At 67.4% G+C, this 22959-nt stretch carries 19 protein-coding genes; 12 read left to right on the forward strand and 7 right to left on the reverse strand.

Annotation, left to right across the window (positions count from 1 at the left end):
- Positions 1 to 3 precede the first annotated feature (3 nt).
- Complete coding sequence (locus tag KEG38_RS18390; RefSeq protein WP_272421005.1) at positions 4 to 1206, forward strand: Mur ligase family protein; 1203 nt, start codon at positions 4 to 6, stop codon at positions 1204 to 1206.
- Positions 1207 to 1284: 78 nt separating this feature from the next.
- Complete coding sequence (locus tag KEG38_RS18395) at positions 1285 to 2610, forward strand: NTP/NDP exchange transporter (RefSeq protein WP_272421006.1); 1326 nt, start codon at positions 1285 to 1287, stop codon at positions 2608 to 2610.
- A 9-nt stretch (positions 2611 to 2619) separates the two neighbouring features.
- On the opposite strand, the gene KEG38_RS18400 is transcribed toward KEG38_RS18395, so the two are convergent.
- A complete protein-coding gene (locus KEG38_RS18400) occupies positions 2620 to 3594 on the reverse strand; it encodes an NAD-dependent epimerase/dehydratase family protein (protein ID WP_272421007.1) in 975 nt (324 codons plus the stop codon).
- Positions 3595 to 3665: 71 nt separating this feature from the next.
- Between KEG38_RS18400 and KEG38_RS18405 the strand changes: the two genes are divergently transcribed.
- The 8 genes from KEG38_RS18405 to KEG38_RS18440 all read left to right on the forward strand — a co-directional run bounded on the left by KEG38_RS18405 (position 3666) and on the right by KEG38_RS18440 (position 13824).
- Positions 3666 to 4451 (forward strand): alpha/beta fold hydrolase, encoded by a 786-nt coding sequence (locus KEG38_RS18405; RefSeq protein ID WP_272421008.1) that lies wholly within the window; start codon positions 3666 to 3668, stop codon positions 4449 to 4451.
- A 59-nt stretch (positions 4452 to 4510) separates the two neighbouring features.
- On the forward strand, positions 4511 to 5533 hold the full coding sequence (locus KEG38_RS18410; RefSeq protein WP_272421009.1) for a PA0069 family radical SAM protein: 1023 nt from the start codon (positions 4511 to 4513) through the stop codon (positions 5531 to 5533).
- A gap of 411 nt (positions 5534 to 5944) precedes the next feature.
- Positions 5945 to 7042, forward strand: coding sequence for an NlpC/P60 family protein (locus tag KEG38_RS18415; protein WP_272421010.1), 1098 nt, complete (start codon positions 5945 to 5947; stop codon positions 7040 to 7042).
- 154 nt (positions 7043 to 7196) lie between these two features.
- Positions 7197 to 8264 (forward strand): NlpC/P60 family protein, encoded by a 1068-nt coding sequence (locus tag KEG38_RS18420; protein WP_272421011.1) that lies wholly within the window; start codon positions 7197 to 7199, stop codon positions 8262 to 8264.
- A 120-nt stretch (positions 8265 to 8384) separates the two neighbouring features.
- On the forward strand, positions 8385 to 9560 hold the full coding sequence (locus KEG38_RS18425; RefSeq protein ID WP_272421012.1) for an NlpC/P60 family protein: 1176 nt from the start codon (positions 8385 to 8387) through the stop codon (positions 9558 to 9560).
- Between the two features lie 195 nt (positions 9561 to 9755).
- Complete coding sequence (locus tag KEG38_RS18430; RefSeq protein ID WP_272421013.1) at positions 9756 to 10661, forward strand: NAD(P)/FAD-dependent oxidoreductase; 906 nt, start codon at positions 9756 to 9758, stop codon at positions 10659 to 10661.
- A 49-nt stretch (positions 10662 to 10710) separates the two neighbouring features.
- Positions 10711 to 13032 (forward strand): OPT family oligopeptide transporter, encoded by a 2322-nt coding sequence (locus KEG38_RS18435; protein ID WP_272421014.1) that lies wholly within the window; start codon positions 10711 to 10713, stop codon positions 13030 to 13032.
- A gap of 54 nt (positions 13033 to 13086) precedes the next feature.
- Positions 13087 to 13824, forward strand: a complete 738-nt coding sequence (locus KEG38_RS18440) for a hypothetical protein (RefSeq protein ID WP_272421015.1) — start codon at positions 13087 to 13089, stop codon at positions 13822 to 13824.
- Here KEG38_RS18440 and KEG38_RS18445 read toward each other — a convergent pair.
- On the reverse strand, positions 13811 to 14263 hold the full coding sequence (locus tag KEG38_RS18445; RefSeq protein ID WP_272421016.1) for a helix-turn-helix domain-containing protein: 453 nt from the start codon (positions 14261 to 14263) through the stop codon (positions 13811 to 13813). The two genes, KEG38_RS18440 and KEG38_RS18445, sit on opposite strands and share 14 nt — an antisense overlap.
- Before the next feature lie 74 nt (positions 14264 to 14337).
- Between KEG38_RS18445 and KEG38_RS18450 the strand changes: the two genes are divergently transcribed.
- Positions 14338 to 15195, forward strand: a complete 858-nt coding sequence (locus tag KEG38_RS18450; RefSeq protein WP_272421017.1) for a class I SAM-dependent methyltransferase — start codon at positions 14338 to 14340, stop codon at positions 15193 to 15195.
- Here KEG38_RS18450 and KEG38_RS18455 read toward each other — a convergent pair.
- The 5 genes from KEG38_RS18455 to KEG38_RS18475 all read right to left on the reverse strand — a co-directional run bounded on the left by KEG38_RS18455 (position 15192) and on the right by KEG38_RS18475 (position 21302).
- Positions 15192 to 17930, reverse strand: a complete 2739-nt coding sequence (locus KEG38_RS18455; RefSeq protein WP_272421018.1) for an ATP-binding protein — start codon at positions 17928 to 17930, stop codon at positions 15192 to 15194. The genes KEG38_RS18450 and KEG38_RS18455 overlap by 4 nt on opposite strands.
- A 21-nt stretch (positions 17931 to 17951) precedes the next feature.
- Positions 17952 to 18929, reverse strand: a complete 978-nt coding sequence (locus tag KEG38_RS18460) for a response regulator (RefSeq protein ID WP_272421019.1) — start codon at positions 18927 to 18929, stop codon at positions 17952 to 17954.
- Positions 18926 to 19300: a response regulator gene (locus tag KEG38_RS18465; RefSeq protein WP_272421020.1), complete on the reverse strand. Its 375-nt coding sequence runs from the start codon at positions 19298 to 19300 to the stop codon at positions 18926 to 18928. The genes KEG38_RS18460 and KEG38_RS18465 overlap by 4 nt, the downstream gene beginning before the upstream one ends.
- 23 nt (positions 19301 to 19323) lie before the next feature.
- Positions 19324 to 20028 carry an STAS domain-containing protein gene (locus tag KEG38_RS18470; protein ID WP_272421021.1) on the reverse strand — a complete coding sequence of 235 codons (705 nt, stop codon included), beginning with the start codon at positions 20026 to 20028 and terminating at the stop codon, positions 19324 to 19326.
- A 281-nt stretch (positions 20029 to 20309) separates the two neighbouring features.
- Positions 20310 to 21302 carry an ABC transporter substrate-binding protein gene (locus KEG38_RS18475; protein WP_272421022.1) on the reverse strand — a complete coding sequence of 331 codons (993 nt, stop codon included), beginning with the start codon at positions 21300 to 21302 and terminating at the stop codon, positions 20310 to 20312.
- 541 nt (positions 21303 to 21843) lie between these two features.
- Between KEG38_RS18475 and KEG38_RS18480 the strand changes: the two genes are divergently transcribed.
- Positions 21844 to 22947 carry a hypothetical protein gene (locus tag KEG38_RS18480; RefSeq protein ID WP_272421023.1) on the forward strand — a complete coding sequence of 368 codons (1104 nt, stop codon included), beginning with the start codon at positions 21844 to 21846 and terminating at the stop codon, positions 22945 to 22947.
- The last annotated feature ends 12 nt before the right edge of the window (positions 22948 to 22959 follow it).

Genomic DNA, 22959 nt, shown 5'->3' on the forward strand with positions numbered 1-22959 from the left:
CCCATGTTCCCGCCGCCGCCCCGTTTTTCGCGCCGCATGACCACCGCGGGCGTCACCGGCACGAACGGAAAAACCACGACCACGACCTTCCTCGCGGCCGCGCTCGCCTGCCTCGCGCGGCCCGTCCTGCGCGTCACCACGCTCGGCGCCTTCCTCGACGACGCGAAGCTCCCGTTCCCGGCGACGCACGACGACTTCCTCGAAGCGATGCGCCACGGCTACGAAAAGGGCGCGCGATATGCCGCCGTCGAGGCCACGAGCGAGGCGCTCGCGCTCGGGTTTGCCAAGGCCTGGCCCATTTCTCTCGCCGTCTTCACGAACCTCACGCGGGATCACCTCGACGCGCACGGCTCGCCCGAGCATTACCTCGCGAGCAAAGCGCAGCTCTTCGTGCACCTGCCCGCGGGCGGCGCGGCGATCCTCAATGCCTGGGATCCCGCCTCGGAGCTCCTCGCGGAGGTCGTCGCGAAAGGCGCGCGGACCGTCACGTACGGCCTCCCGTCCCGCACGCCGGGAAGGCCGGCGCTCCGGCCCGATCTCGTGGCCGAAGCCATCTCCGTCGGCTGGGACGGCACGCGCGGCAGGCTCGCGCCCTCGTCACGGTATCGCGACATGCCGCAGGAAATACGCATTTGCGCGATCGGCGAGCCGTTCCTGGAGAATGCGCTCGCCGCGCTCGCGGCCGCGATCGAGGCGGGCGTCCCTCCGGCCGACGCGGCGGACGCCATCGCTCGCGTGCCCGCGCCGCCCGGCCGATTCCAGGTCCTCGGCGAGGGGCCACGCGCCGTCGTCGATTACGCGCATTCCCCCGACGCGCTCGTCCGCACGCTCGTCACCGCGCGTAGCCTCACCGCGGGCCGCCTCGTCGTGGTCTTCGGCGCCGGCGGCGATCGCGACCGCGGCAAACGCGCTTTCATGGGCGAAGCCGCGCGCCGCGCCGATCGGGTCGTGCTCACGAGCGACAACCCCCGGAGCGAGGATCCCGCGGCGATCGCCGAACAAATCCGCGCGGGGCTCGGCGATCATCCGGGCGTCCGCGTCGTCGTCGACCGCGCCGAGGCCATCCGCGGGGCGATCGCGGACGCGGGCCCTTCGGACGTCGTCGTGATCGCGGGCCGCGGCCCCGAGACCGAGCAGATCTTCGCCTCGGGAAAACGCAGGCTCGTGGACGCGGAGGTCGCGGCCGCGGCGCTCGCGAAGGCGTGAAGCAAAAAAAAACCGGCATTCCCCGTACCCGCCGCGCGCCGTTCGGGCATGATGCCCGCGATGCAGCGAGGGTTCGTCTTGCGCTTGGTTCAACGCGTCGTCGCCGTGCGCCCCGAGGAGATCGGCGCCGTCGTGTGGGCGTTCGTCTACTTCTTCCTGCTCCTCTCGGGGTATTACCTCATTCGCCCGCTCCGGGACGCCATGGGCATCGCCGGCGGCGAGAAGGCCCTGCCGTGGCTCTTCTCCGCGACGTTCGTGGTGATGCTCTGCGCGGTCCCGCTCTACGGCGCCCTCGTCACGCGCCTCTCGCGCCGCCGCCTCGTCCCCGTCGTCCACCGGTTCTTCGCGGCAAACCTCCTCCTCTTCTTCGCGCTCGCCTCCCTCGGCGTCCCGCGCCCGATGATCGGTCGCGTCTTCTTCGTCTGGACCAGCGTCTACAACCTGTTCGTCGTCTCCGTCCTCTGGAGCTTCCTCGTCGACGTCTTCACGAGCGAGCAAGGCAAGCGCCTCTTCGGCGTCATCGCCGCGGGCGGCAGCGCGGGCGCGATCGTGGGCCCGCTCGTGACCGCCGCCGTGAGTGAGCGGCTCGGACAAACCCACCTCTTCTGGCTCCTCGTCCTCTCGGCCGTGACCTTGGAAGCCTGCGTTTACTGCGCGCGGCGCGCCGAGCACCACGCGGGCGCCCGGAACGAATCGGAGGCGCGCGCCTCATCGGACAAACCCGTCGGCGGGTCGCTCTTCGCCGGCGTTCGCCTCATCGTCGCGTCGCCGTACCTCGCGGGCATCGCGCTCGCGATGCTCCTCCTGACGACGATGAACACGTTCCTCTACCTCCAGAAGACGGACCTCGTCCGCCGCGCGGCGCAGGGAGCGGCCGCGCATACGGCCCTCTTCGCCTGGAACGATACGGCCGTGAACGTCCTGTCCGCCGCGCTCTCGCTCTTCCTCACGGGCCGATTGATGACCCGGCTCGGCCTCGCCGCGGCGCTCGTGGTGCTTCCCGTCCTCTCCGGCCTCGGATTCTCGGCGCTCGCCGTCTATCCGTCGCTCGCCGTCGTCGCCGTCGTCGAGGGCCTCCGCCGCGCGTCGCAATACGCGATCGAGCGCCCGGCGCGCGAGGTGCTTTATACCGTCCTGCCCCGGGAAGCGAAATACAAGGCGAAGAGCTTCATCGATACCGTGGTGTTCCGCGGCGGCGACGCCTCGAGCGCGTGGGCCCACGCGGGCCTGCTTTCGCTCGGTTTGTCCTCCTCGGGTATCTCGCTCGTCGCGGTCCCGCTCGCGGGCCTCTGGCTCGGCGTGGCGCTGTTCCTTGCCCGCCGCGAGAAGATCATGGCCGCGGAGCTTTCCGAGCCGCGCGCGGCGCCGAGACCGGCGGAGGAACCGGGGATTTCCCAGGGATGACGCAGAGCGTCAGCCGTGGCCCTTGGCGCGCAGCCAGGCGAAGCTCCTCGCCATTCCCTCGTCGAGCCCGATCCGCGGCCGGTAGCCGATCGATTTGATCCGTTCGATCCCGTATTGCCCGCGGCGAAGCACGTATCGCACGGCCTCGCGGTTCATCTCGAGCTCCCGCCCGAGCGCCGAGGCCGCGCGATCGAGCGTCGAGGCCGCGCGGAGCACGAGCGGCGCGGGGAGATCGGGGATCCCGCGCAGACCCAGGAATCGCTGGTAGTGGCTGAAAAACTCGCGCGCCGTCGTGCGCCTTTCGTCGGTGACCGTGAAAGGCAGGCCGCTCTTTTTCGCGTCGAGGACGAGGTCGATCGCGTCGAGGAGGTTGTCCACGTAGACGTGGTTCACGTGACAAACCTTGCTATCGACGTAGATCCAGGACCGCGCCGCCATCATGCGTGTGGGCCGCTCCGTCCAGGGGATCGAGCCCGGGCCATAGACGTCGCCGGGCCGCACCACGTAGACGTCGAACACGCCCGGCTCGTGCGCCGCGAGCGCGAGCGCCTCGCTCCGAATCTTCGTCGCGCAATAGGGATTGTCGAGGCCGCCCACGGGTCCGTCCTCGGGCACGCCGTCGGGGAAATCGAAGCCGTGCACCATGACCGACGAGATCATCACGAAATGGCGCACCCCCGCGCGCCGCGCCGCGACCAGCATCGCGCCCGTGCCGCCCACGTTCACCCGCTCGAAAAGCGCCATCGGGCCCGATTCCCGCACGACCGCGGCCGTGTGGTAGACGATCTCCGCGCCCGCGCAGAGCGCCGCGCACGCCGCCGGATCCGAGACGTCGCCGCGGACGAGCTCGATCGAAGGGCCGCCCTCCCGATCCGGCGCGAGATCCAGCCCTCGCACACCCCTGCCGGCCGCGAGCGCGCGCGTGGCGAGCGCCCGGCCGAGGAAGCCCGACGCGCCCGTGATGGCCACGACCGATCCGCTCATGCGTCTCCCCGCTCCTCCTCTCCGAAAGGCGCACCTTGACCACAAGGCCCCTTTCGGTTTCCTTTCACGCCATGCCCCACGTCGATCTGAATGGCCAAAAGATTTTCTACGAGGACACGGGCGGCGACGGACCGCCCGTCGTCCTTGCGCATGGCTTCTTGATGGATCTCTCGATGTTCGATCCGCAGGTCTCGGTCCTCGCGCCCGAGTTCCGCGTGATCCGCTTCGACGCCCGCGGCTTCGGCCGCACGCAGAGCGACGGCAATCGCTTCACCTACTGGGACTCGGCCGAGGACTGCATGCGGCTCCTCGATCACCTCGGCATCGAGCGCGCCGTCGTCGGCGGCATGTCCCAGGGCGGCTTCCTCGCGCTGCGCGCCGCCCTGAAGTGGCCCGATCGCGTGAAGGCCCTCGTCCTCATCAGCTCGCAGGGCGGCGTCGACGACGCCGAGACCCTCGCCGGGAACCGGGGCATGCTGGAGACCTGGCGGCAACAAGGCCCGATCGATCCGATCATCCACACGATCGCCGGCCTCATCCTCGGCGCGCCCGAGCACTGGGAGCCCTGGATCTCGACGTGGCGGAAGACCCCGGTCGAGACCCTCGTGGCGCCCACGCTCGCCCTCATCGAGCGCGAGGACATCACCGATCGCCTCGGCGAGATCAAGCAGCCCGCGATCGTCTTCCACGGCGACGCGGACGCCGCGATTTCGCTCGAGCGTGGCCGCCTCCTCGCGGACAAACTCCCGGGTTGCAAGGCTTTCGTCCCGGTGAAGGGCGCCGCACACGCGTCAAACCTCACCCATGCCGATCAGGTGAACCCGCCGCTCCTCGCGTTCCTCCGCGCGCACGCGTGAGCCGGACGGGCTGAACATCCGAGCAGACAAACCGGGGCCCTCGCGCTAGGATGCGCGGCATGCCGCGCCCCGTGCAGAACCCGCCGAACCCCTGGGCGAAGACCGAGGTCGAGTGGCTCGACGAGCCGCCGAACGCGACGCTCCAGGTCTTCGAGGAGGAGGCGCGCTCGATCCTCTCCGAGAACGAGAGCCCGGATCTGCCCTTCCGCTTCAGCCTGAACCCCTACCGCGGCTGCATCCACGCCTGCGCCTACTGTTATGCCCGCCCGAGCCACCAGTACCTCGGCTTCGGCGCGGGCACCGATTTCGATCGCAAGATCGTGGTCAAGACGAACGCGCCGCGCCTCCTCCGCGAGGCCTTCGAGAAGCCGAGCTGGCGCGGCGACGGGATCGTCCTGTCCGGAAATACGGATTGTTATCAGCCGCTCGAGGCGAGCTACGAGCTCACACGGCAATGCCTGGAGGTTTGCCTCGCGTTCACGAATCCGGTTTCGATCATCACGAAGAGCCGCCTCGTGGCGCGGGACGCGGGCCTCTTGGCGGAGCTCGCGCGGCGGGCGCGGGCGCACGTGTTCCTCAGCATTCCGTTCGCAGAGGACGAGGATGGGCGCAAGATCGAGCCCTGGGCGAGCAAGACGAGCCTGCGCTTCGGCGCCATGCGCGCCCTCGCCGACGCGGGCGTCCCGGTCGGGATCGCCATTGCGCCGGTCATCCCGGGGCTCAACGATTCCGACATCGCCGAGCTCCTCGAGCGCGCGCGGGAGGCGGGGGCGGAAGCGGCGTTCCTGCAACCGCTCCGGCTCTCGGCCGAGGTCCTGCCCGTCTTCGAGGAGCGACTCGCCGAGGCGTACCCGCTCCGGGTGCAGAAAGTCCGCAATGCGATCCAGGAGATGCGCGGCGGGAAGATGAACGAGAGTGCGTTCGGGGCGCGCTTCTCGGGGCTCGGGCCCCGGTGGGCCATGATCGAGCGGATGTTCGAGGCCCATTGCGCGCGGCTCGGCCTGAACCGGGAGCGGATCACCCGCGAGGCAAAGACCACGTTCCAGCGACCGAAGCGGCAGCTCTCGCTCTTCGACGAGTGATAACAAAACCGACCACGGTACCATGGCTCGGGGCCGCGGCGCGCCGTTTTCCCTCCCGCGCCGCCGCGGGCTCCGAAATGGGCGAATGGAAAACCCGCCAGGTTACCATCGCCGGCGGACGGGCGACCATGGAAATCTGCGCTGCCCTACGAATTCGGTCATGAAGTGAGATCAAGATCACGGATTGTGCGCCTGCGCCTGATTCGACGCGAAAAATGAAGGAACGCGACGGCGGACGGGTTACGCTGGAGATGGTCACTGCGTAACGACGTTCGGCGCCGCCCCCCGCTCGGCGTGCACGTCCCCGCCGTGTCGGAGGTGAGGTGTGTCATGGCCAAAAGCCTGTCCCTGTTCCGTTCTTCTGCCGCCCTTCTCCCCTGTGTGACGGCCTTCGCGAGCCTTTCCGGCTGCATGTTCGATGCGGAAGAGCTGCACGATATCGCGCAGTTCGGCCTCGATCGCCAGGACGAGGGCGACGACGAATCCAAGCAGGCCGCGTTCGAGGAAGAGGACGTCGCGCCAGACGACGTCGATGCCGAAAAAAAGAAGAGCCATGGTAACCCGAGTCCCCAGGCGGGCGCGGCGTGTACCACGGTGGCCACGTTCAAATATGCGACGTCGGGGGACGTCACGACCGCCTCGATCAACAGCACCGTCGTCGCCTGGTTCACGAAGGGCGCCTATACGGTCCGAATGACCGGCCCCTCGCGAACCTTCTCCGCCGGGGTGACCGGCGTGCCCTCCGTCACCACGACGATGTGGATTCGCACGCTCGCCACGCCCTTCGACCCCGTCACGATGGGGACTACGGTTCGTAGCGCCTGGCTCAACGCCGCGCGCGCCGTCAATTGCGTGACGGGGACCTCGGACATCCTCGCTGTCGCTTATGAATACATCGAGGGCGGCTCGAATCACGCCGGCTACGCGAGCGGCGCGGACTTCCACGATTATCTCGGCCTTTCGTGGGATCCCGCCGACGGAAACATCGTCGCGCCGGACTCCACCCAGATCGGCAAGGTCGATTGCTCGGGCTTCTTGCGGCTCATCTTCGGCTTCCGCGCGAATTTTCTTTATGGTGGCGTGGAGGCGAAGATCCCGATGTCGTGGTACGTGACGGGCACGCTCACCCGCGCGAGCAAGGATCAATATCAATCGGGTCCGGGCAAGATCATCGTGCCCTTCCGCACCCAGCCGACGGGCGCCGTCGCTTTCAACGGAACGCCCACGGCGGCGGAGCTCTCGGCCATCCAGGTCGGCGATATCGTATTTTTCGACTCGGGCTGTGATTACTCGGTGTCCTCCCCCTCCTGCGGCACGGACTGGACCACGATCGGCCACACCGGGATTTACGTCGGCCGGGATTCCTCGAACAACGCCCGCTTCCTCTCGTCTCGCTCGACGGCGGACGGGCCCACGGTGGCGAACACGGGCGGCTGGTCGGTCTTCAACGACGCCGCCGGCATCTCCGGGACCTACCCGAAGCGCTTCCGGGCCGCGCGCCGGTTCTGAATGGTGCGTGGGCCGAGTTACATTGCTTCCGCCCGAAAAGAAAGAGAAAGCGACACGGAGCAGACACGCTATGCTGCGCACTTCTTGGCGCGTCGTCGCTTTCGTAAAGGCCGATCGGCGCGCGTGAACATACTTGCATTGGAGGTAACTCCAGATGGCAAATCGTGTTACCGACCTTCGATCGGTCGCCGCGATCCTTTTTTCTTTTGCGCTCCCCGGCTGCATCCTCGACGCGAAGGGCGCGCCCGAGCCGCCCGAGGACGAGGCTATCGACTCGATATCGCAGGCCATGTCGGCGTGCGGGGCGTCCTCGACATTCAAGTTCTCGACGTCCGGCGACATCACGACCGCCCACATCGGGGGCGACGACGTCGCGTGGTTCACGCAAGGCGCCTATACGGTCCGGATGACCGGGCCTCCGCGGACATTCGACGCGGGCGAGGCCGTTCCACGCATCACGACGACGACGTGGATTCGCACCCTGGACACGCCGTTCGACGCCGCCGCGACGTCGAGCCAGGACCTCCGCGCGTGGCTCAACGCCGCGCGCGCCGCGAACTGCGCGACCGGGACGCCCGACATCCTGGCCATCGCCTTCGAATACACCGAGGGCACCACGAAGGACGCGGGCTACGAGTTCGGCGCGGACTTCCACGATTACCTCGGCATCGACTGGGATCCGCCGGACGCGGACCCCCGCGCCGCCAATCCCGCGCAGCTCGGCAAGCTCGATTGCTCGGGCTACATGCGCCTCGTCTTCGGCGAGCGCACGAACTTCGTCCACGACGGGGTGCGCGCGAGAATACCCCTTTCGCTCCACGAAACCGGCGGCGCGATTCCCCGGACGAGCAGGGAGCAATATCGATCGGGTCCGGGCAAGATCCTCGTCCCCTTCCGCACCGAGCCTCCGGGCGCCGCGCCTTTTCACGGCGAACCCACGGCGGAGGAGCTCGCCGCCATCGAGATTGGCGACCTCGTCTTTTTCGACACCGATTGCCAATACGACGTCGAGACCCCCTCCTGCGGCACGGACTGGACCACGATCAGCCACGTCGGGCTTTATGTCGGAGAGGACGCCGACGGCGATCGCAGGTTCATCTCGAGCCGCATCGTGGCGGATGGTCCGACGATCGCGAACACGGGCGGCTTTTCGATCTTCAACGCGACGCCCGGCGTGCCCCACGCGTACCCCGCCTGGTTCCGAGCCGCGCGCCGGTTCTGATCCGCAAATTCGTCCGGCACACCGCTTGCAGCTTATCGTAGCCGAACCACGCCGCCTCCCCCCGGCGGCAGGCCCGGAAGCCCCGGCGCCGCGTAACCCCGACCCTCGGAGGTTCCCCCCATGGCCACGATGCTCGCTGCACTTCGGTCTTTTGCCAGCGTCCTCGTCCCCGGAATCACGCTCGCCGCGACCCTCACCGGTTGCTTCGGCGGGGGTGGAAAAGATGCGGCCCCCCCTGCGGGCCAGGACGTGGAAATCACGGACGGTAACGAGCCCGACGAGACGGGCGGTGACGAGCCGATGACGCCGCCGCCCGGCGACGAGCCGGTCGTGGAGGTCGGGGAAGAGGAGCAAGCCGCGGGGCCGTGCGCGAAGGTCGAGACGTTCACCTTCACGAAGTCGGGCGATACGAAGATTGCGTCGATCGACGGTGAGCCGGTCGCGTGGTTCACGCACGGCGGGTATTCCGTGCGGATGATCGGGGCATCGCGCACGTTCGGCGCGGCGGATAAATCGGTCGCCACGGTCACGACGACGTCGTGGGTGCGGACGCTGAGCGAGCCGTTCGACATCGAGAAGACCTCGGAGACGATGCTCTCGGCGTGGCTCAATGCGGCCCGCGGGGTCAACTGCGACGCCGGCACGCAGGATGTGCTCGCCATCTCCTATGATTACGTGGAGGGGGGTTCCGAGGACGCGCGGTACGCGCTCGGCGCCGATTTCCACGACTTCCTCGGCCTCGACTGGGATCCCATCGACGCGTTGAAGATCCTCCCGGACCTCGGGCTCGAAGGCGCGCTCGACTGTTCGGGCTACATGCGCCTCGTCTGGGGCAGCCGCACGAACTTCACGTTCGACGGCAAGGACGCGAGCATCCCGCTCTCCCTGAAGTCGCTCACCGGTCACCTGCCGCGCACGAGCGAGGACATGTACCGGGCCGGCACGGGCAAGATCCTCATCCCCTTCCGCACGCAGCCCGCCGGCGCGCCCTCCTTCCAGGGCGCGCCCACCACGACCGAGCTCGCCTCGCTCGAGCCGGGCGACCTCGTCTTCTTCGACACGACGTGCAGCTACGCGATCGCCACGGCCATCCTCTGCAGCAAGAATCCGAGCGCGATCAGCCACGTCGGCATGTTCGTGGGACGCGACAGCGGCGGGAACTACCGCTTCATTTCGAGCCGCACGACCGCCAACGGCCCGACGGTGGGCAATACGGGCGGCTGGTCGATCTTCAATGCCGGCGTCGACGGTACGGGCTCGTACCCGCAGCGCTTCCGCGCTGCCCGCCGGCTCTAAACCGAGCCCGGGGGGTGAGGCTTTGGCGCCTCAGGTACGTACGACAAACCTGGATCTCCACTTATCCGCCTGGATCACGGATGCACCAGGATCCCGGATCCTGATTCCTGCGTCTGGTGGCCTGGCTGGGCTTCCCGCGGGCCGCTCCTGGTGCCAGGTTTCCCTCGGGGCGGCTGAACGAGGGGAGGCGAGGGGGTGGAACGCTTCGACGTGCTCATCGTCGGCGGAGGTCCGGCCGGGCTCGGTGCGGCGCTGATTCTGGGGCGCTGCCGTCGCAAGGTGCTGGTCTGCGACGCCGGGGCCCCTCGCAATGCGCCTGCGCGAGGCATTCACGGGCTCCTCGGGCACGATGGTTTGCCCCCGGCGGAGCTCTTGCGCCGTGGGCGCGAGGAGGTCCGGCGATACGGCGTCACGATTCGTGACGTCGAGGTCTGCGACGTCCGCCGGAGCGGGCAAGGATTCGAGGCCGATCTCGCGGATGGCGGCCGGGTCGAGGCGCGCAAGGTCGTGCTCGCGACGGGAATGCTCGACGTCATTCCCTCGATCGAGGGCATGATCAAGTATTACGGGCGCGGCGTGTACCATTGCCCGATCTGTGACGGCTGGGAATGCCGCGACCAGCCGATTGGCGTCATCGGCCCCGCGCACCGCGCGATCCGCGCTGCGTTGCAGCTCCTCCGCTGGAGCGACGACGTCGTCATCTTCACGCACGGTCCTGCCGCGCTCACGGACGACGACAGGCGCCTGCTCGAAAAACATCGAATCGGATTGCGGGAGGCGCCCATCACGCGGCTCGAAGGCGACGGCGAGGAGCTTTCGCATGTCGTGCTCGAGGACTGCGAGGTCGTGCCGCGGCGGGCAATCTTCCTGAAGACGGGCGAGGTGCCTCGATCGGATCTGCCCACGAAGCTCGGCTGCAAGATCAACGGCGACGGGACGACGGAGGCGGAGTTCCACGGGAGCACGGAATCCGAGGGCGTCTTCGTGGTGGGTGACGCTTCGCCTCGGGTCCAGCTCGTCAGCGTGGCGCAGGCCGAAGGGGCGGCCGCCGCCGTCCGCATCAATGCGATCTTGCAGGACGAGGACCTCGCATCGCGTTGAGCGTGTGAGAGTGGAAGACATCCCCCTGTCCATTTGATAGGGTGCGCCAATGTCCGCGTCCTCCCCCGTCCCCGAAGCCGAGGCCGCTGCCCCCGACGCATCGGCCCCGCACGCGTCCCACGAGCCTTACGTTTCCGCGCGCGAGAGCCCACGCGAGCTCACCGTGCGCGCCGTGGCGCTCGGCGCGCTGCTCGGTATCGTCTTTGCCGCCTCCTCGGTCTACCTCGCCCTCAAGGTCGGCTTGACCGTCTCGGCGTCCATTCCGATCGCCGTCATGTCGATCACGATCTTCCGCTTCTTCGGACGCGCGACGATCCTGGAGAACAACATCGTCCAGACGACGGGCTCCGCGGGCGAGTCGATCGCGGCGGGCGTGGCATTCACGCTGCCCTCGCTCCTGCTCATGGGGTACGACCTTGCGGCGGGCCGGGTGCTCCTGCTCTCCGTGCTCGGCGGCTTGCTCGGCGTGCTGATGATGATCCCGCTCCGGCACGGGCTCATCGTGGAGGAGCACGGAAAACTGACATACCCCGAGGGCACGGCCTGCGCCGACGTGCTCGTCGTGGGCGAGACGGGCGGCACGAACGCGAAGACCGTGTTCGCGGGCTTCGGGCTCGGGTTTTTGTACAAGCTCCTCGGCGACCCGCTGAAGCTCTTCAACATGAACCCCGCCTATCGGTTCACGAGCTGGAAGGGCGCGAGCATCGCGGGGGAGCTCACGCCGGAGATGCTCGGTGTCGGCTATATCATCGGCCCGAAAACGGCGAGCACCACGATGGCGGGCGGCGTCCTCGCGTATCTCGTGCTCATCCCGCTCATCGCGTTCTTCGGCGACAAGATCGATAGCCCGATTTTCCCGGCGACGACGCTCATTCGCGACATGTCGCCGAACGACATCCGCAGCCGGTACGTGCTTTACATCGGCGCGGGCGCGGTGGCGACGGGCGGCTTCATCAGCCTCGGCCGCGCGCTGCCCACGATCGTCAAGGCGTTCCGGAGCGGCATCAAGAGCTTCCGCGCGGGCAAGGCGGCGAAGGAGGTGCCGCGCACGGAGAAGGATCTGCCGTTTTCGGTGGTCGTGTATGGCCTCATCGCGCTCCTGCTCGCGATATGGCTCGCGCCCATGCTCGGGATCACGCTGCCCACGGCCCTTCTGATCATGCTCTTCGGCTTCGTGTTCGTGACCGTCTCCTCGCGGATCTGCGGGGAGATCGGCTCGTCGTCGAATCCGATCTCGGGCATGACGGTGGCGACGCTGCTCATCACGTGCCTGCTCTTCCTGGCGATGGGCTGGGTCGGCGTGGAGCACCGGGCGATGGCGCTCTCGACGGCGGCGATTGTGTGCATCGCGGCCTCGAACGGCGGGGCGACGAGCCAGGACCTGAAGACGGGCTATCTCGTGGGCGCGACGCCGCGAAGGCAGCAGATTGGCCTGCTCGTCGGGGTCGTGACGAGCGCGCTCGTCATTGGCTACACGCTGCTCTTCCTCAATGCGTCCTACACGACGCGGGCCGCGGAGACGTACGACGTGCCCATTCCGGTCGAGTCGATCACCGCGCAGGTGGAGAAGGGCCCGGACGGGAAGGACTATCGAATCGCTTACCAGCCGAACTCGGGCGCGGCCATTCCGCAAGGAAAATACCTGGTCGAGGAGTCGGGGAAGGTGGCGTTCGTGATCGACCCCGGCATCGGCGGCCGCGTGCCGCACGAGCCGAAAAAGCTCGAAGGCGACGTCGTGGTGCCCAAGAACGCGACGAGCAAGGGCACGATGCTCGGCCCGGATCGCAAATCGTACACGGTCTTCGAGGTGGCCGAGGACGGGGCCATGCACGCCGGGCGGTACCTCGGCGAGGACGGGAAGCTCGTTTACGAGCTGCGCGAGGTGAAGAAGCTTGACGCTCCGAAGGCGAGCCTGTTCGCGCTGATCATCGACGGCATTCTCACGCGCAAGCTGCCCTGGAGCCTCGTGCTCATCGGCGTGATGCTGGCGATCGTGATGGAGCTCTGCGGCGTTTCGGCGCTGCCGTTTGCGGTCGGCGTGTACCTGCCGATCTCGACGAGCGTGCCCATTTTCGTCGGTGGCCTCGTGCGGTGGCTGGTCGACAGGAAGCGCGGGCAGGCGGGCGGCGACGAGGAGTTCAGCCCGGGCACGCTGCTCAGCTCGGGATACATTGCGGGCGGCGCCATCGCGGGCCTTGTCGCGGCGCTCGTCGCGGGGCTCGGCATGGAGCACAAGTTCGACCTCTCCACCGTGTTCACGCGGTTTTCGACGTCGAACCTCTCGGGCGTGCTCGCGTTCGGCGCCATCGCGGCTGCGCTTTACTGGGCCGCCGTTCGGGGGAAGTCGGCCGTCGGCAAGAACGAGGGCTAGCAGCCTGCGGAAGGGCCGGGGGGCGCGGCGCGGACCTTGCCAGCCGCCCCCCCGATGTCTCCTCGAAACGTACTGAAATACCTCCTCGTCATCCTGTTTTTCCCCGCCTGCTCGGGCGAAGAGCCCGAATCCTTCACCGAAGATCCCGAATTCCTCGCCGAAGAATCCGAATCCCTCGCCGAGGACGTGTCCGCGATCGCGCGACGCTGCGAAGTCGGCTCCGATTGCGCCGCGGGGCTCGGCTGCGTCCAGGGTGTCTGCTCGCCGTGCAATCGTCACGCACACTGCGCGAGCGACGTGTGCGACCTTTACCAAGGCGGCCGGTGCATCCCCGAAAACGAGGTCCTTTACGTGGGCCGCAAGGTCGTCGTCGACTACGAAGAATGCGAACGCGCCACGGGCGTGAGGAACGATCCCTTCTGCCAGATCCGGGACGCCATTCCGACGCTGGGCAGCGGGAAAAAGGTGATCCGCGTCGCGCCGGGGTTCTATTTGCCATTCCACGTCAGCGCGGGCGAGGCGCTCACCGTCTACGGCCCGGCTGGCGAGGGCGGGATCGCGCAGGTCACCGAGGAGGACGTGGGCGGATTGAGCGTGCGGGGCGGTGCGAACGTCGTGCTCGATGGGCTCGAGATCGGCCGCTATTCGTATCGCACCGGCCTGCGCTGCGAGGGCCCGGGGACGCGGCTCGTCGTGCGGCGCAGCCAGATCTTCAACGACACGAGGGCGCCCATGCACTCGAATGGATGTGACCTGAAGCTCGAGCACACCGAGGTCTTCACCCGCGATTAGTCTTGTTTCGTGGTGGCTGCGGAGCCCTCTTCTTTCGCGCTCCGAGAGTTCCAGATGCGGTGGCCCCAAGCAGGCGGCGGAAGGTGGGGCATTCCATGTGGCTCGGCGCGCGGCAGGCAGCGGCGTGCCGGAGGCCGTCGCGCATGGCACTCAGTTCACGGATCGTCTTGTCGAGCTCCTCCGCTTTGGCCACGAGCATCTGCCGGTCGATGCGCGGCCGCCCATCCGGCGCGAACATGAGCGCGATCTCGTCGAGCGAAAAACCGGCGGCGCGCCCCAGCGCGATCAGCGCCAGCCGCTCCAGCACGCCGGGATCGAACAGACGGCGCAGGCCCCGCCTGCCGATCGAGGCGATGAGCCCCTTTTCCTCATAGAACCGCAGCGCCGAGGCGGGAACGCCGGACCGCTGCGCTACCTCGGCGATGTCCAGGTTTCTCACCCCTTGACCTCAAGTCGACTTGAACTGGCATCGTGTAGCTCCCGCTTCCTGAAGGCAAGGAAAAGGAGATGACCATGGATGCGACGCAACGTACAGACAACGAGCAGGCGAAGCTTTGGAACGGCCTCGCCGGACGCGCCTGGGTCGAGGCGCAGGAGCTCCTCGACCCGATGTTCAAACCGTTCGAGGACCTGCTCGTCGAAGCGGTTTCCGCCGAATCCGGAGGCCGTGTGCTCGACGTCGGCTGCGGCACGGGCAGCACGACGCTCGCCGTCGCGCGGAAGCTCGGAGCGAAGGGCCGCTGCGTCGGCATCGACATCTCGGAGCCGATGATCACCGCCGCCCGGGGCCGCGCCGAACGGGAAAGCGCGCCGCCGAGTTTCCTCTGCGCCGACGCGCAGCGCCACGCATTCGAGCCTGCGAGCTTCGATACGATCATCTCGCGTTTCGGCGTCATGTTTTTCGACGATTCTGTCCGGGCCTTTGCGAACCTGCGGCGTGCCGCGAGGGACGGCGCCGAGCTCCGGTTCGTCGCTTGGCGGAGCGCCATGGAAAACCCATTCATGACGACAGCCGAGCGCGCCGCGGCGCCGCTCCTGCCGAACCTCCCCGCCCGCCGACCGGATGCGCCGGGGCAGTTCGCATTTGCGGACCAGCGCCGGGTGCACACCCTTCTCGAAGAGAGCGGCTGGGCCGAGATCGATATCCGGCCGATCGATGTCACCTGCACCCTGCCCGAAAAGGATCTCGTCCGTTACCTGAGCCAACTTGGTCCCGTCGGCCTGCTCCTTCAACAGGCGGACGACCGGACGCGCACGCAGGTCATCGAAACGGTCCGCGCCGCCTTTGAGCCCTACGTGCACGGAGCCGAAGTCCGCTATACGGCTGCCTGCTTTCGGGTCGACGCCCGAGCGCCATCTGCGTCCGCCTAAATATCCTCCGCCTCGCGCGGCGCCGGTGTGCGCGGCAGGGTCACCGTGAACGTCGTCCCCTTGCCGAGCGCGCTCTTCATTTCGATCGTCCCGTCCATCATCTCCACGAGCCGCTTCGTAATGGAGAGACCAAGCCCGGTTCCCCCGTATTTGCGGCTCGTCGAGAGGTCGGCCTGCGTGAAAGGCTGGAAGAGCCGGCGTTGCTGCTCGGGCGACATCCCGATCCCCTCGTCCTTCACGACGAGCCGCACGCAGGGCCGGCCCTCCGCCTCGTGGAGCGACGCAGAGAGCACGATACGCCCGCCCTTCGTGAACTTGGCCGCGTTGCTGAGCAGGTTGTTCAGCGTCTGCATCACGCGCTTCCTGTCCGCGACCATTTCGATCGGCGCGGCGGCGCCCTCGACGAAAAGCTCGCTGCCATTGCGATCGACCATCGGCTGCACCGTCCCGCGCACCTCTTCGAGGAGCGCGGCGAGGTCGAACCGCGTGGGATCGAGGACCATCCGGTTTGCCTCGATCTTCGACAGATCGAGCACGTCGTCGACGAGCATCAAGAGCTGTTTGCCCGCCTGCCGGATCTTGCCGAGATCCGGGACGATCGCCTTGTAACCGCCCTCGTCGGCCTCCTCTTCGAGCATCTCGCTGTAGCCGATGATCGCATTTAGCGGCGTGCGCAGCTCGTGGCTCATGTTCGCGAGGAACTGGCTCTTCGCCTGGTTTGCCGCCTCCGCCGCGCTCGCGAGGGTTTCGGCCTCGGCGCGTGCTTGCCGGAGCGCGCTTTCCGTCTTTTCGTGCTCCTTGATTTCCTGTTCGAGTTCGACGTTTTGCCGATCGAGCTCCTCCTCGACGAGCTCGCGGCTCTCCCACGAGAGCACGAGCCACCACGCGCCCACGCCGACGAGTACGACGACCGTCGCATACAGCTCGGTGAACGTCCGTCCGAGCGCGGCGCGGCTCTCGCCGGTCACGGCCGAGGCCTGGTGGAACAGGAAAAACACGAGCGCCACCGCGAAGGCCATGCCCGCATAAACGGCGGCGAATCGCAAAAGGCGCGAGGCGAGGCGCGGCGCGAGTTTTCCTTCGAGGAACGTCGAGATGCGCCGGCGGCTATCCGTCTTCGATTTGCAGGCGTCGTGGCAGCGCCCGTCGAGCGTGCAGCAGAGCGAGCAGATCGAGCCCTGGTAGACGGGGCAATGGGCCATGTCCTGCGGCTCGTACGAGTGCTCGCAGATGCAGCATGGCTCGCTGCCGTGGGCCTTGTCGTTCGGGAAATGGTCGTTCGTGCGGGCGATGTAATATTTGCCCTTCGTCGCCACGGCGATGAGCGGCGAGAGCACGAACGCGAGGCCGAGGGCGAGGAACGACGAATACGCCTTGAGCGCCGGGCCGAAGAAGCCGGCGTAGCAGAGCATCGACACGACCGAGGCCGCGGCCATCGACCCGAAGCCGACCGGGTTGATGTTGTACAGGTGCGCCCGCTTGAACTCGATGTACTTTGGCGACAAACCGATCGGCTTGTTCACCACGAGATCGGCGACGATGGCCCCGATCCAAGCGATGGCCACGTTCGAATACAGCGCGAGCACCTTGTCGAGGGTGTGGAAGACCCCGAACATCATGAGGAGCAGCGCGATCGCCACGTTGAACACGAGCCAGACCACGCGGCCGGGGTGGCTGTGCGAGAGGCGCGAGAAGAAGTTCGACCACGCGAGCGAGCCCGCGTAGGCGTTCGTCACGTTGATCTTGAGCTGCGAGACGAGCACGAGCACGATGCCCGCTCCGATCATCATGTTCCGGCTCGAAAAGACGTATTCGTAGCCGGCCACGTACATCCAGATCGGCTGGAGCGCCTTTTCCACGCTCGTGCCGTGCCGGATCGCGAGCGTGGCGAGAAACGCGCCCGCGAGCTGCTTGGCGCCCCCGAGCACGATCCAGCCCGGGCCGGCGGCGAGCAGGGCGAACCACCAGACCTTGCGGTTCGATTTCGTTTGGTCCGGCATGAACCGGAGGTAATCAACCTGCTCGCCGATCTGGACGATGAGCGAGAACGACACGTTCGCGGCGAGCCCGAACAGGATCGGATCGAAATGGCGGCCGCTCGGGGAGTCGCCGGCGAAGCTCGTCCAGCCGGCGAGCGCGGAAGGGTCTTTTTTGAAGACGTAGACGAACGGCAGGATCATGAGGACCAGCCATAACGGCTGGGTCCAGAGCTGGAAGCGGTTGATCAGCGTGACGCCGAAGAGGACGAGCGGAATGATGCAGAGCGAACTCACGAGGTAGCCGGCCACGAGCGGCATCCCCAGCCAGAGCTCCAGCGCCTGGGCCATGATCGAGGCCTCCAGCGCGAAAAAGATGAACGTGAACGAGGCGTAGATGAGCGAGGTGACCGTCGAGCCGATGTACCCGAACCCGGCGCCGCGGGTCAGGAGGTCCATGTCGAGGTTGTATTTCGCGGCGTAATACGTGATCGGAACGCCGGTCAGGAAGATGATCGCGCTGCAGGCGAGGATCGCCCAGAAGGAGTTCTGGAAGCCGTAATGGACGACGAGCGAGCCGCCAATCGCCTCCAGCGCGAGGAACGAGATGCCCCCGAGCGCGGTGTTGGCCAGCTGGAGCGGCGACCATTTGCGGAAGGACCTCGGCGCGTACCGCAGCGAGTAATCCTCCATCGTCTCGTTCGCGACCCAGCCGTTGTATTCGCGTCGCTCCCGGACGATTTGCCTGACGAGCTGCATGGTGTTTCCGACAGGGTGGCCTCAGCGCACGACGCGGATTTCCGCCAGCATTCCTTGGTAGGCGCGCTCGCGCTCGCGGTGCCGCCGGAGCTCGAGGGCCATGCGGATTCGCGCTCGGAGCAGCACCATGTGGAAAGGCTTCGTCACGTAATCGTCTGCGCCGCGCTCGAGCGCCGAGACCACGCCGTCGAACTCGTCGAGCGCGGAGATCACGATGATCGACGCGCTCCCGAGGCGGCCCTCCGCCCGGAGGACGTCGAGCACCTCGAGGCCGCTGCGATCCGGCATGACGAGGTCGAGCAAAACGAGATCGAATTCGCGCATCCGGAGGAGCTCGAGCGCCGGATCGCCGCCGTTCGCCTCCTCGACGTCGTGCCCCTGGCGGACGAGCCATTGGCGCAGGACGTCCCGCGTGACGGAGTTGTCGTCGACGAGCAAGAGATGGCCCCGCTCGGCGGACGGCGCCTCGGCGAGGCGCGCCTCGCTCGCCGGGTCCGCGGCCTTCGGCATTCCGCCGAGCTTGGGCGCATGGGGCAAAAGATCGAGCGCGTATCCGGCGAGGAGGTCGTTCAGCATGACCCCCGCTGCCTGAATGCGGCAGAGCGTGGGGATGAGGGCGTAATGCCCGGCGCCCTCGGCCGCGGCGACGAGGCGCGCGCAGAGGGGCGCGATGGCCGAGGCGGGCTCGGCGCAGGCGTCGCCGAGGTCGCGCACGAGGCGCGGCAACGTGGAGGCCGACAGATCTCGCAATGACTCCGCGCCAAGGCGCTCGTTCACGAGCGAAAGGACAGCCGCGCCCGCGCTGCGCAAGGCTTTGAGCTCGGCCCGGATCTCCTCGGGGCCCTCCAGCGTCTCCAGGAGGTCCTCGCTGTATCCGATCACGGCCGTGAGCGAGGTGCGCAATTCGTGACGCAAATGCGCGACGAGGCGCCGCAGCTCCTCCTCGCCCGGCGCGGGGCGGCTCGGGGGCCATGCGTCGGGGCGATCGGGCAGGCTCATGACGCCTTCCTTTCGAGGAGCGCCCGCATTTTTCCGAGCAGACGATCGATGTCCACGGGTTTTACATCGTAATCGTCCGCGCCGGCCGCGAAGGCGCGCTCGCGGTCCTCGGCCATTGCGCGCGCGGTGAGCACGAGGATCGGCACATCGCGTGTCCTTGCGTTCGCCTTGAGCTTGCGCGTGACCTCCAGGCCGTCGATGTCCGGCAAGGTCATATCCATCAGGACGAGGTCCGGGAGCGCCTCCTCGACCATGCGGATGCCGGTTCCCCCATCCGCGGCGATCCGCACGAAAAACCCCCGGCGCACGAGGCGGCGCGCGAGCATGTCGCGATTCATTTCGTTGTCCTCGACGAGCACGATGTCGGGCATGGCCTTGGCCTCCCTTCGGAGCGCTAGACGCTCTGGCCGGTGGGTTTGGAAAGGCGTCGAAGTGCGAATTGCAGCGCGGCCTGGAGTTTGCCGAACGAGAGGAGCTCGCCGAGCCCGACGTCGAGCCCGACGAGGGCGCTCGCGACGCGCGGCGAGAGCCCCGAGAGCAGGCACGAGGTGCCGAGCAGGCTGGCGGCGCGGCTCATTTTGACGAGGTGATCGGCGGTCTCGGCATCCACATCGTCGACGCCGGTGAGGTCGAGAACGACGAACGTGCTTTGCGTGTCGACGACCGCTTCGAGCAAGCTGCCCATCATGTCGGAGGCCCGACGTGCGTCGAGCCCGCCCACGATGGGCAATACGAGGATGTGGTCCCAGACCTGGATGACGGGCGTGAAGAGCGCGCGGATGGTCGCTTGTTGCTCCTCGATCTTGGCGAGCTTGTCGGTGAGCTCCAGCGTCCGCTCCCGCACCTTTTCTTCGAGCTGCTCGTTGGCCTGACGCAGCGCTTCCCGGGACGACTCGAGCTCCTTCTGGAATGACGCGAGCTTCTTGTATGCGTCCGAGAGCGAGTCGTTCACCGATTTCCAGAACGCTTGCTGCTGCTGTGACTCTCGCTGGATTTTTTTGATCTGCCAGAACGCCGACTCCAGCTCCTTGCCGGAGAGGACAGCGCCTTCGGGAATCTCGGCCGCTCGGAAGAAATCTTGCGCAGACAATTCGGGCATCGCCCCCCGCTCCTGCTCCACCCCGTATACCGGCGCCGACACTACCAGAGGTTCAGCGAGCGACCAAGCCTGGACAGTGCGTCATTTCCACGGTCGATTTTCGCGGATTTTGGGTATGTGATCCGCGTTGTCGCCCCGCACAACCAATCCAGCGCACGTCGTCGCGGATGGGTCCACGCGAATGCGTCATGGAGCACCGGGGCGGCGGAACGTTCGTTTCGGACGGAATGCGCTCTGCCTGGGGGAGCAACGTCCTTCCCCAGGGACCGGCGTCCTTTGGATCACTCGTCGATCGCGACGAGGTATTCGTCGAGCGGCGGCACGTTGTCGATGATGCCGAGGTCTTTGAGCTGCTTGCCGAGCGTGTCCCAGCGCTCGCGCGTCATCATCCCGAGTTTTTTCGTCTGCGGGTTCTCGACGAGCGGCTTTTGCGCCGCGGCCGCCGCGGTGAACGTCTCGGCGTCCATGGTCGGATTGAGCTTTTGCATCACCGCATTCGCGGGGGCCGGGTCGTCGAGGTAGGAGCGCCAGCCTTCCCGCGAGGCGCGCACGAACGCGCGGACCCTGTCCGGATTCTCCTTCCAGAGCGCCTTGCGCGTGATGATGACCGCGCCGTACGGGTCGAAGCCCTCGTCGGCGACGAGAAAGACCTTCGGCTCCGCGCCCTTTTTCCGCGCTGCGATCGGCTCCGACGTGATGAAGCATTGCTGGGCGTATTCCTTGTCCACGACGAACCGGGCGACGCCGCCGTCATAAGGGACGATCTTCACCTTGTCGAATCCGTATTTCTTCTTGAGATACGCGGCGTACGCGGTGCCGGGCTCGATGGCGAGGGTGCCGGATTGGAAGACGTCGGCCATGGTCTTCGCGCCGCGCGACGCGTGGACCATGATTCCTTGCGGAAACGTCTGGTACGTGGCGAAGACCGGGATCACGTCGGCGCCGCGGGCGCGGGCGATGATGACGTCGTCTGCGCCGACGACGCCGAAATCGCTCTGGCCGTTCGCGACCATCTGCATGACGGGCACGCCCGCGCCGCCGGGCATGATGTCCACGTCGAGCCCGGCGCGCTTGTACGCGCCTCCCTCACGGGCCGCGTAAAACCCTCCGAATTCGGGCTCGGCTACCCAGTTGAGCGTGAGCTTGACCTTGTTGCCCGCCGCCGCACCCCCGCCCTCCGCGGACCCCTTGCACCCCGCGGCGGTCGCGAGGAGCCCGAGTGAGAGGAAGAGCCAGGCGCGGCGGGGAAAGCGGGAGAGGGACGCCGTTTTCATGCTTGGCATTGATCCCACGGCGGCGAATGCGCTGCAAGATCTGCCCGCTTGGAGGCCGAGAGGGTCGGTGAACGCAGGGGGAAGCGCGCCTTGGGTCCCTCGGGGGGTCGTGATCCGCGGCGCGAGAGGCTGGAACAGGAAGCGCACGAGGGCGCCCCCGGGTGGCGTGGACTCGGCCGGCAGACGACGTCCCCTCCTCTGCTCATCAGCCGAACCCTACCCCGCCCGTCGCGCGGACGGGACGAAATGTTTGTCCCCGGGCTTGACCGTCCCGTTTGTCCGCGGTAAAGCCCAACGGCCGGCGCGGGGTCGTGTTCGTGGTTGGCCAGGCGGCAGGGCCCCGCGCCGGTTTTCCTTCCGGACCTGCACAAATGTTTGTCCCGGTGCTTGACGGACACGTTTGTCCACGGTGAGAGGATGCTCGGAAGCCGGCGCGGGGCCGTTGTCGTTCGAGCCCAGACGGGCGGCACGGCTCCGCGTCGGGTTCCTGGACGAACCCCCCTTGCGGTCCCGGCCAAACTCCGGCAACCTAGGGTTCGTCATGTTGAAACATGTCGTTGCCGCCGCCGCTGGATGCGTCGCCTTGGCACTCTCCGGAAGTGCCGCCGCCGAAGTCCCCCCGCAGATTGCGTTCCGCCTGAATTACCAGGCCAACCTCCACCTCCCCGGGCGCGGATGTCCGAACGCGGACGAGTTTGGCCTGATCCTCGCGGGTGAGTTTGGATATCTGCTCGTTCGTGATGACGCGGCGGCGACGCTGCGCATCGAGACGCGGACGAACGGCAAGGGGATCGAGGCCGAGCTTTCCGCGCCAAACCCGACCGGGGAGGGGGAGTGGCGGCGGGTGATCACGAGCGGGGACTGTCGGGAGCTCCTTTATGATGCGGCGACGCTGATTCGGATCCGGTTTGGCCCGGGCGGGTGGCAGGGGGAGGAGCCGCCGCCGTGGCTGCTCGCGCCGCCGAGGTTCGAGGTGGAAAGCCCCGAGCTGCGGATGGTGGTGCCGGCGGCGTTCATGGAGTCGATGGCGGGGGGGGAGCCGTCGTCGGCGCCGCTGTCGCCGTGGGAGGGCACGGCGCCGCTGTGGGCGCAGCCGGCGCCGGCCCAGGAGCCTGAAAAGCCGCCATTCCAAGCCGAGGTGGCCCTGGGCGCCACGGTCATGCCCTACGGGATGCCGCGGGTCGCCGTCGGAGGGGGGGGAATGCTGGGCGTTCGGTGGAAAAGCTTCGCGTTTGGCATGGACATTCGGGGTGTGATCACCCCCGTCGCCGGTGTCGGGGAGCCGGAGCTGAAGGACGCCCGTGCGTCGCTCTTCACGGTAGGCTTTCTCCCTTGCGTGGGCGTCCGCTTCGTCGACATCTGCGGCGCAATCAACGCCACGATCATCGGCCTCGATGCGCCGCCGCCCATCGTGGTCAGCGCATCGGACGGTTTCTCGATGGGGTTTGGCGGGCGGCTCGTGGGCAGGTACCCGCTCTCGTCGCGTTTCATTCTGTTCGGCTACGGGGACGTCAGCGGGCAGCTTAGAGCCATCACGATCAGGGGCCCGCTCGACGGCGACTCCACGAACATCGTGACCCACTGGCGATCGCCATACCTGCGCGTCGCGCTGGGGCTCGGCGTTGCTGTTTCTCTTATGGAATGAGGAGTATCGGAG

Source organism: Polyangium jinanense (genome assembly GCF_028435265.1).
Lineage (GTDB): Bacteria > Myxococcota_A > Polyangia > Polyangiales > Polyangiaceae > Polyangium > Polyangium jinanense.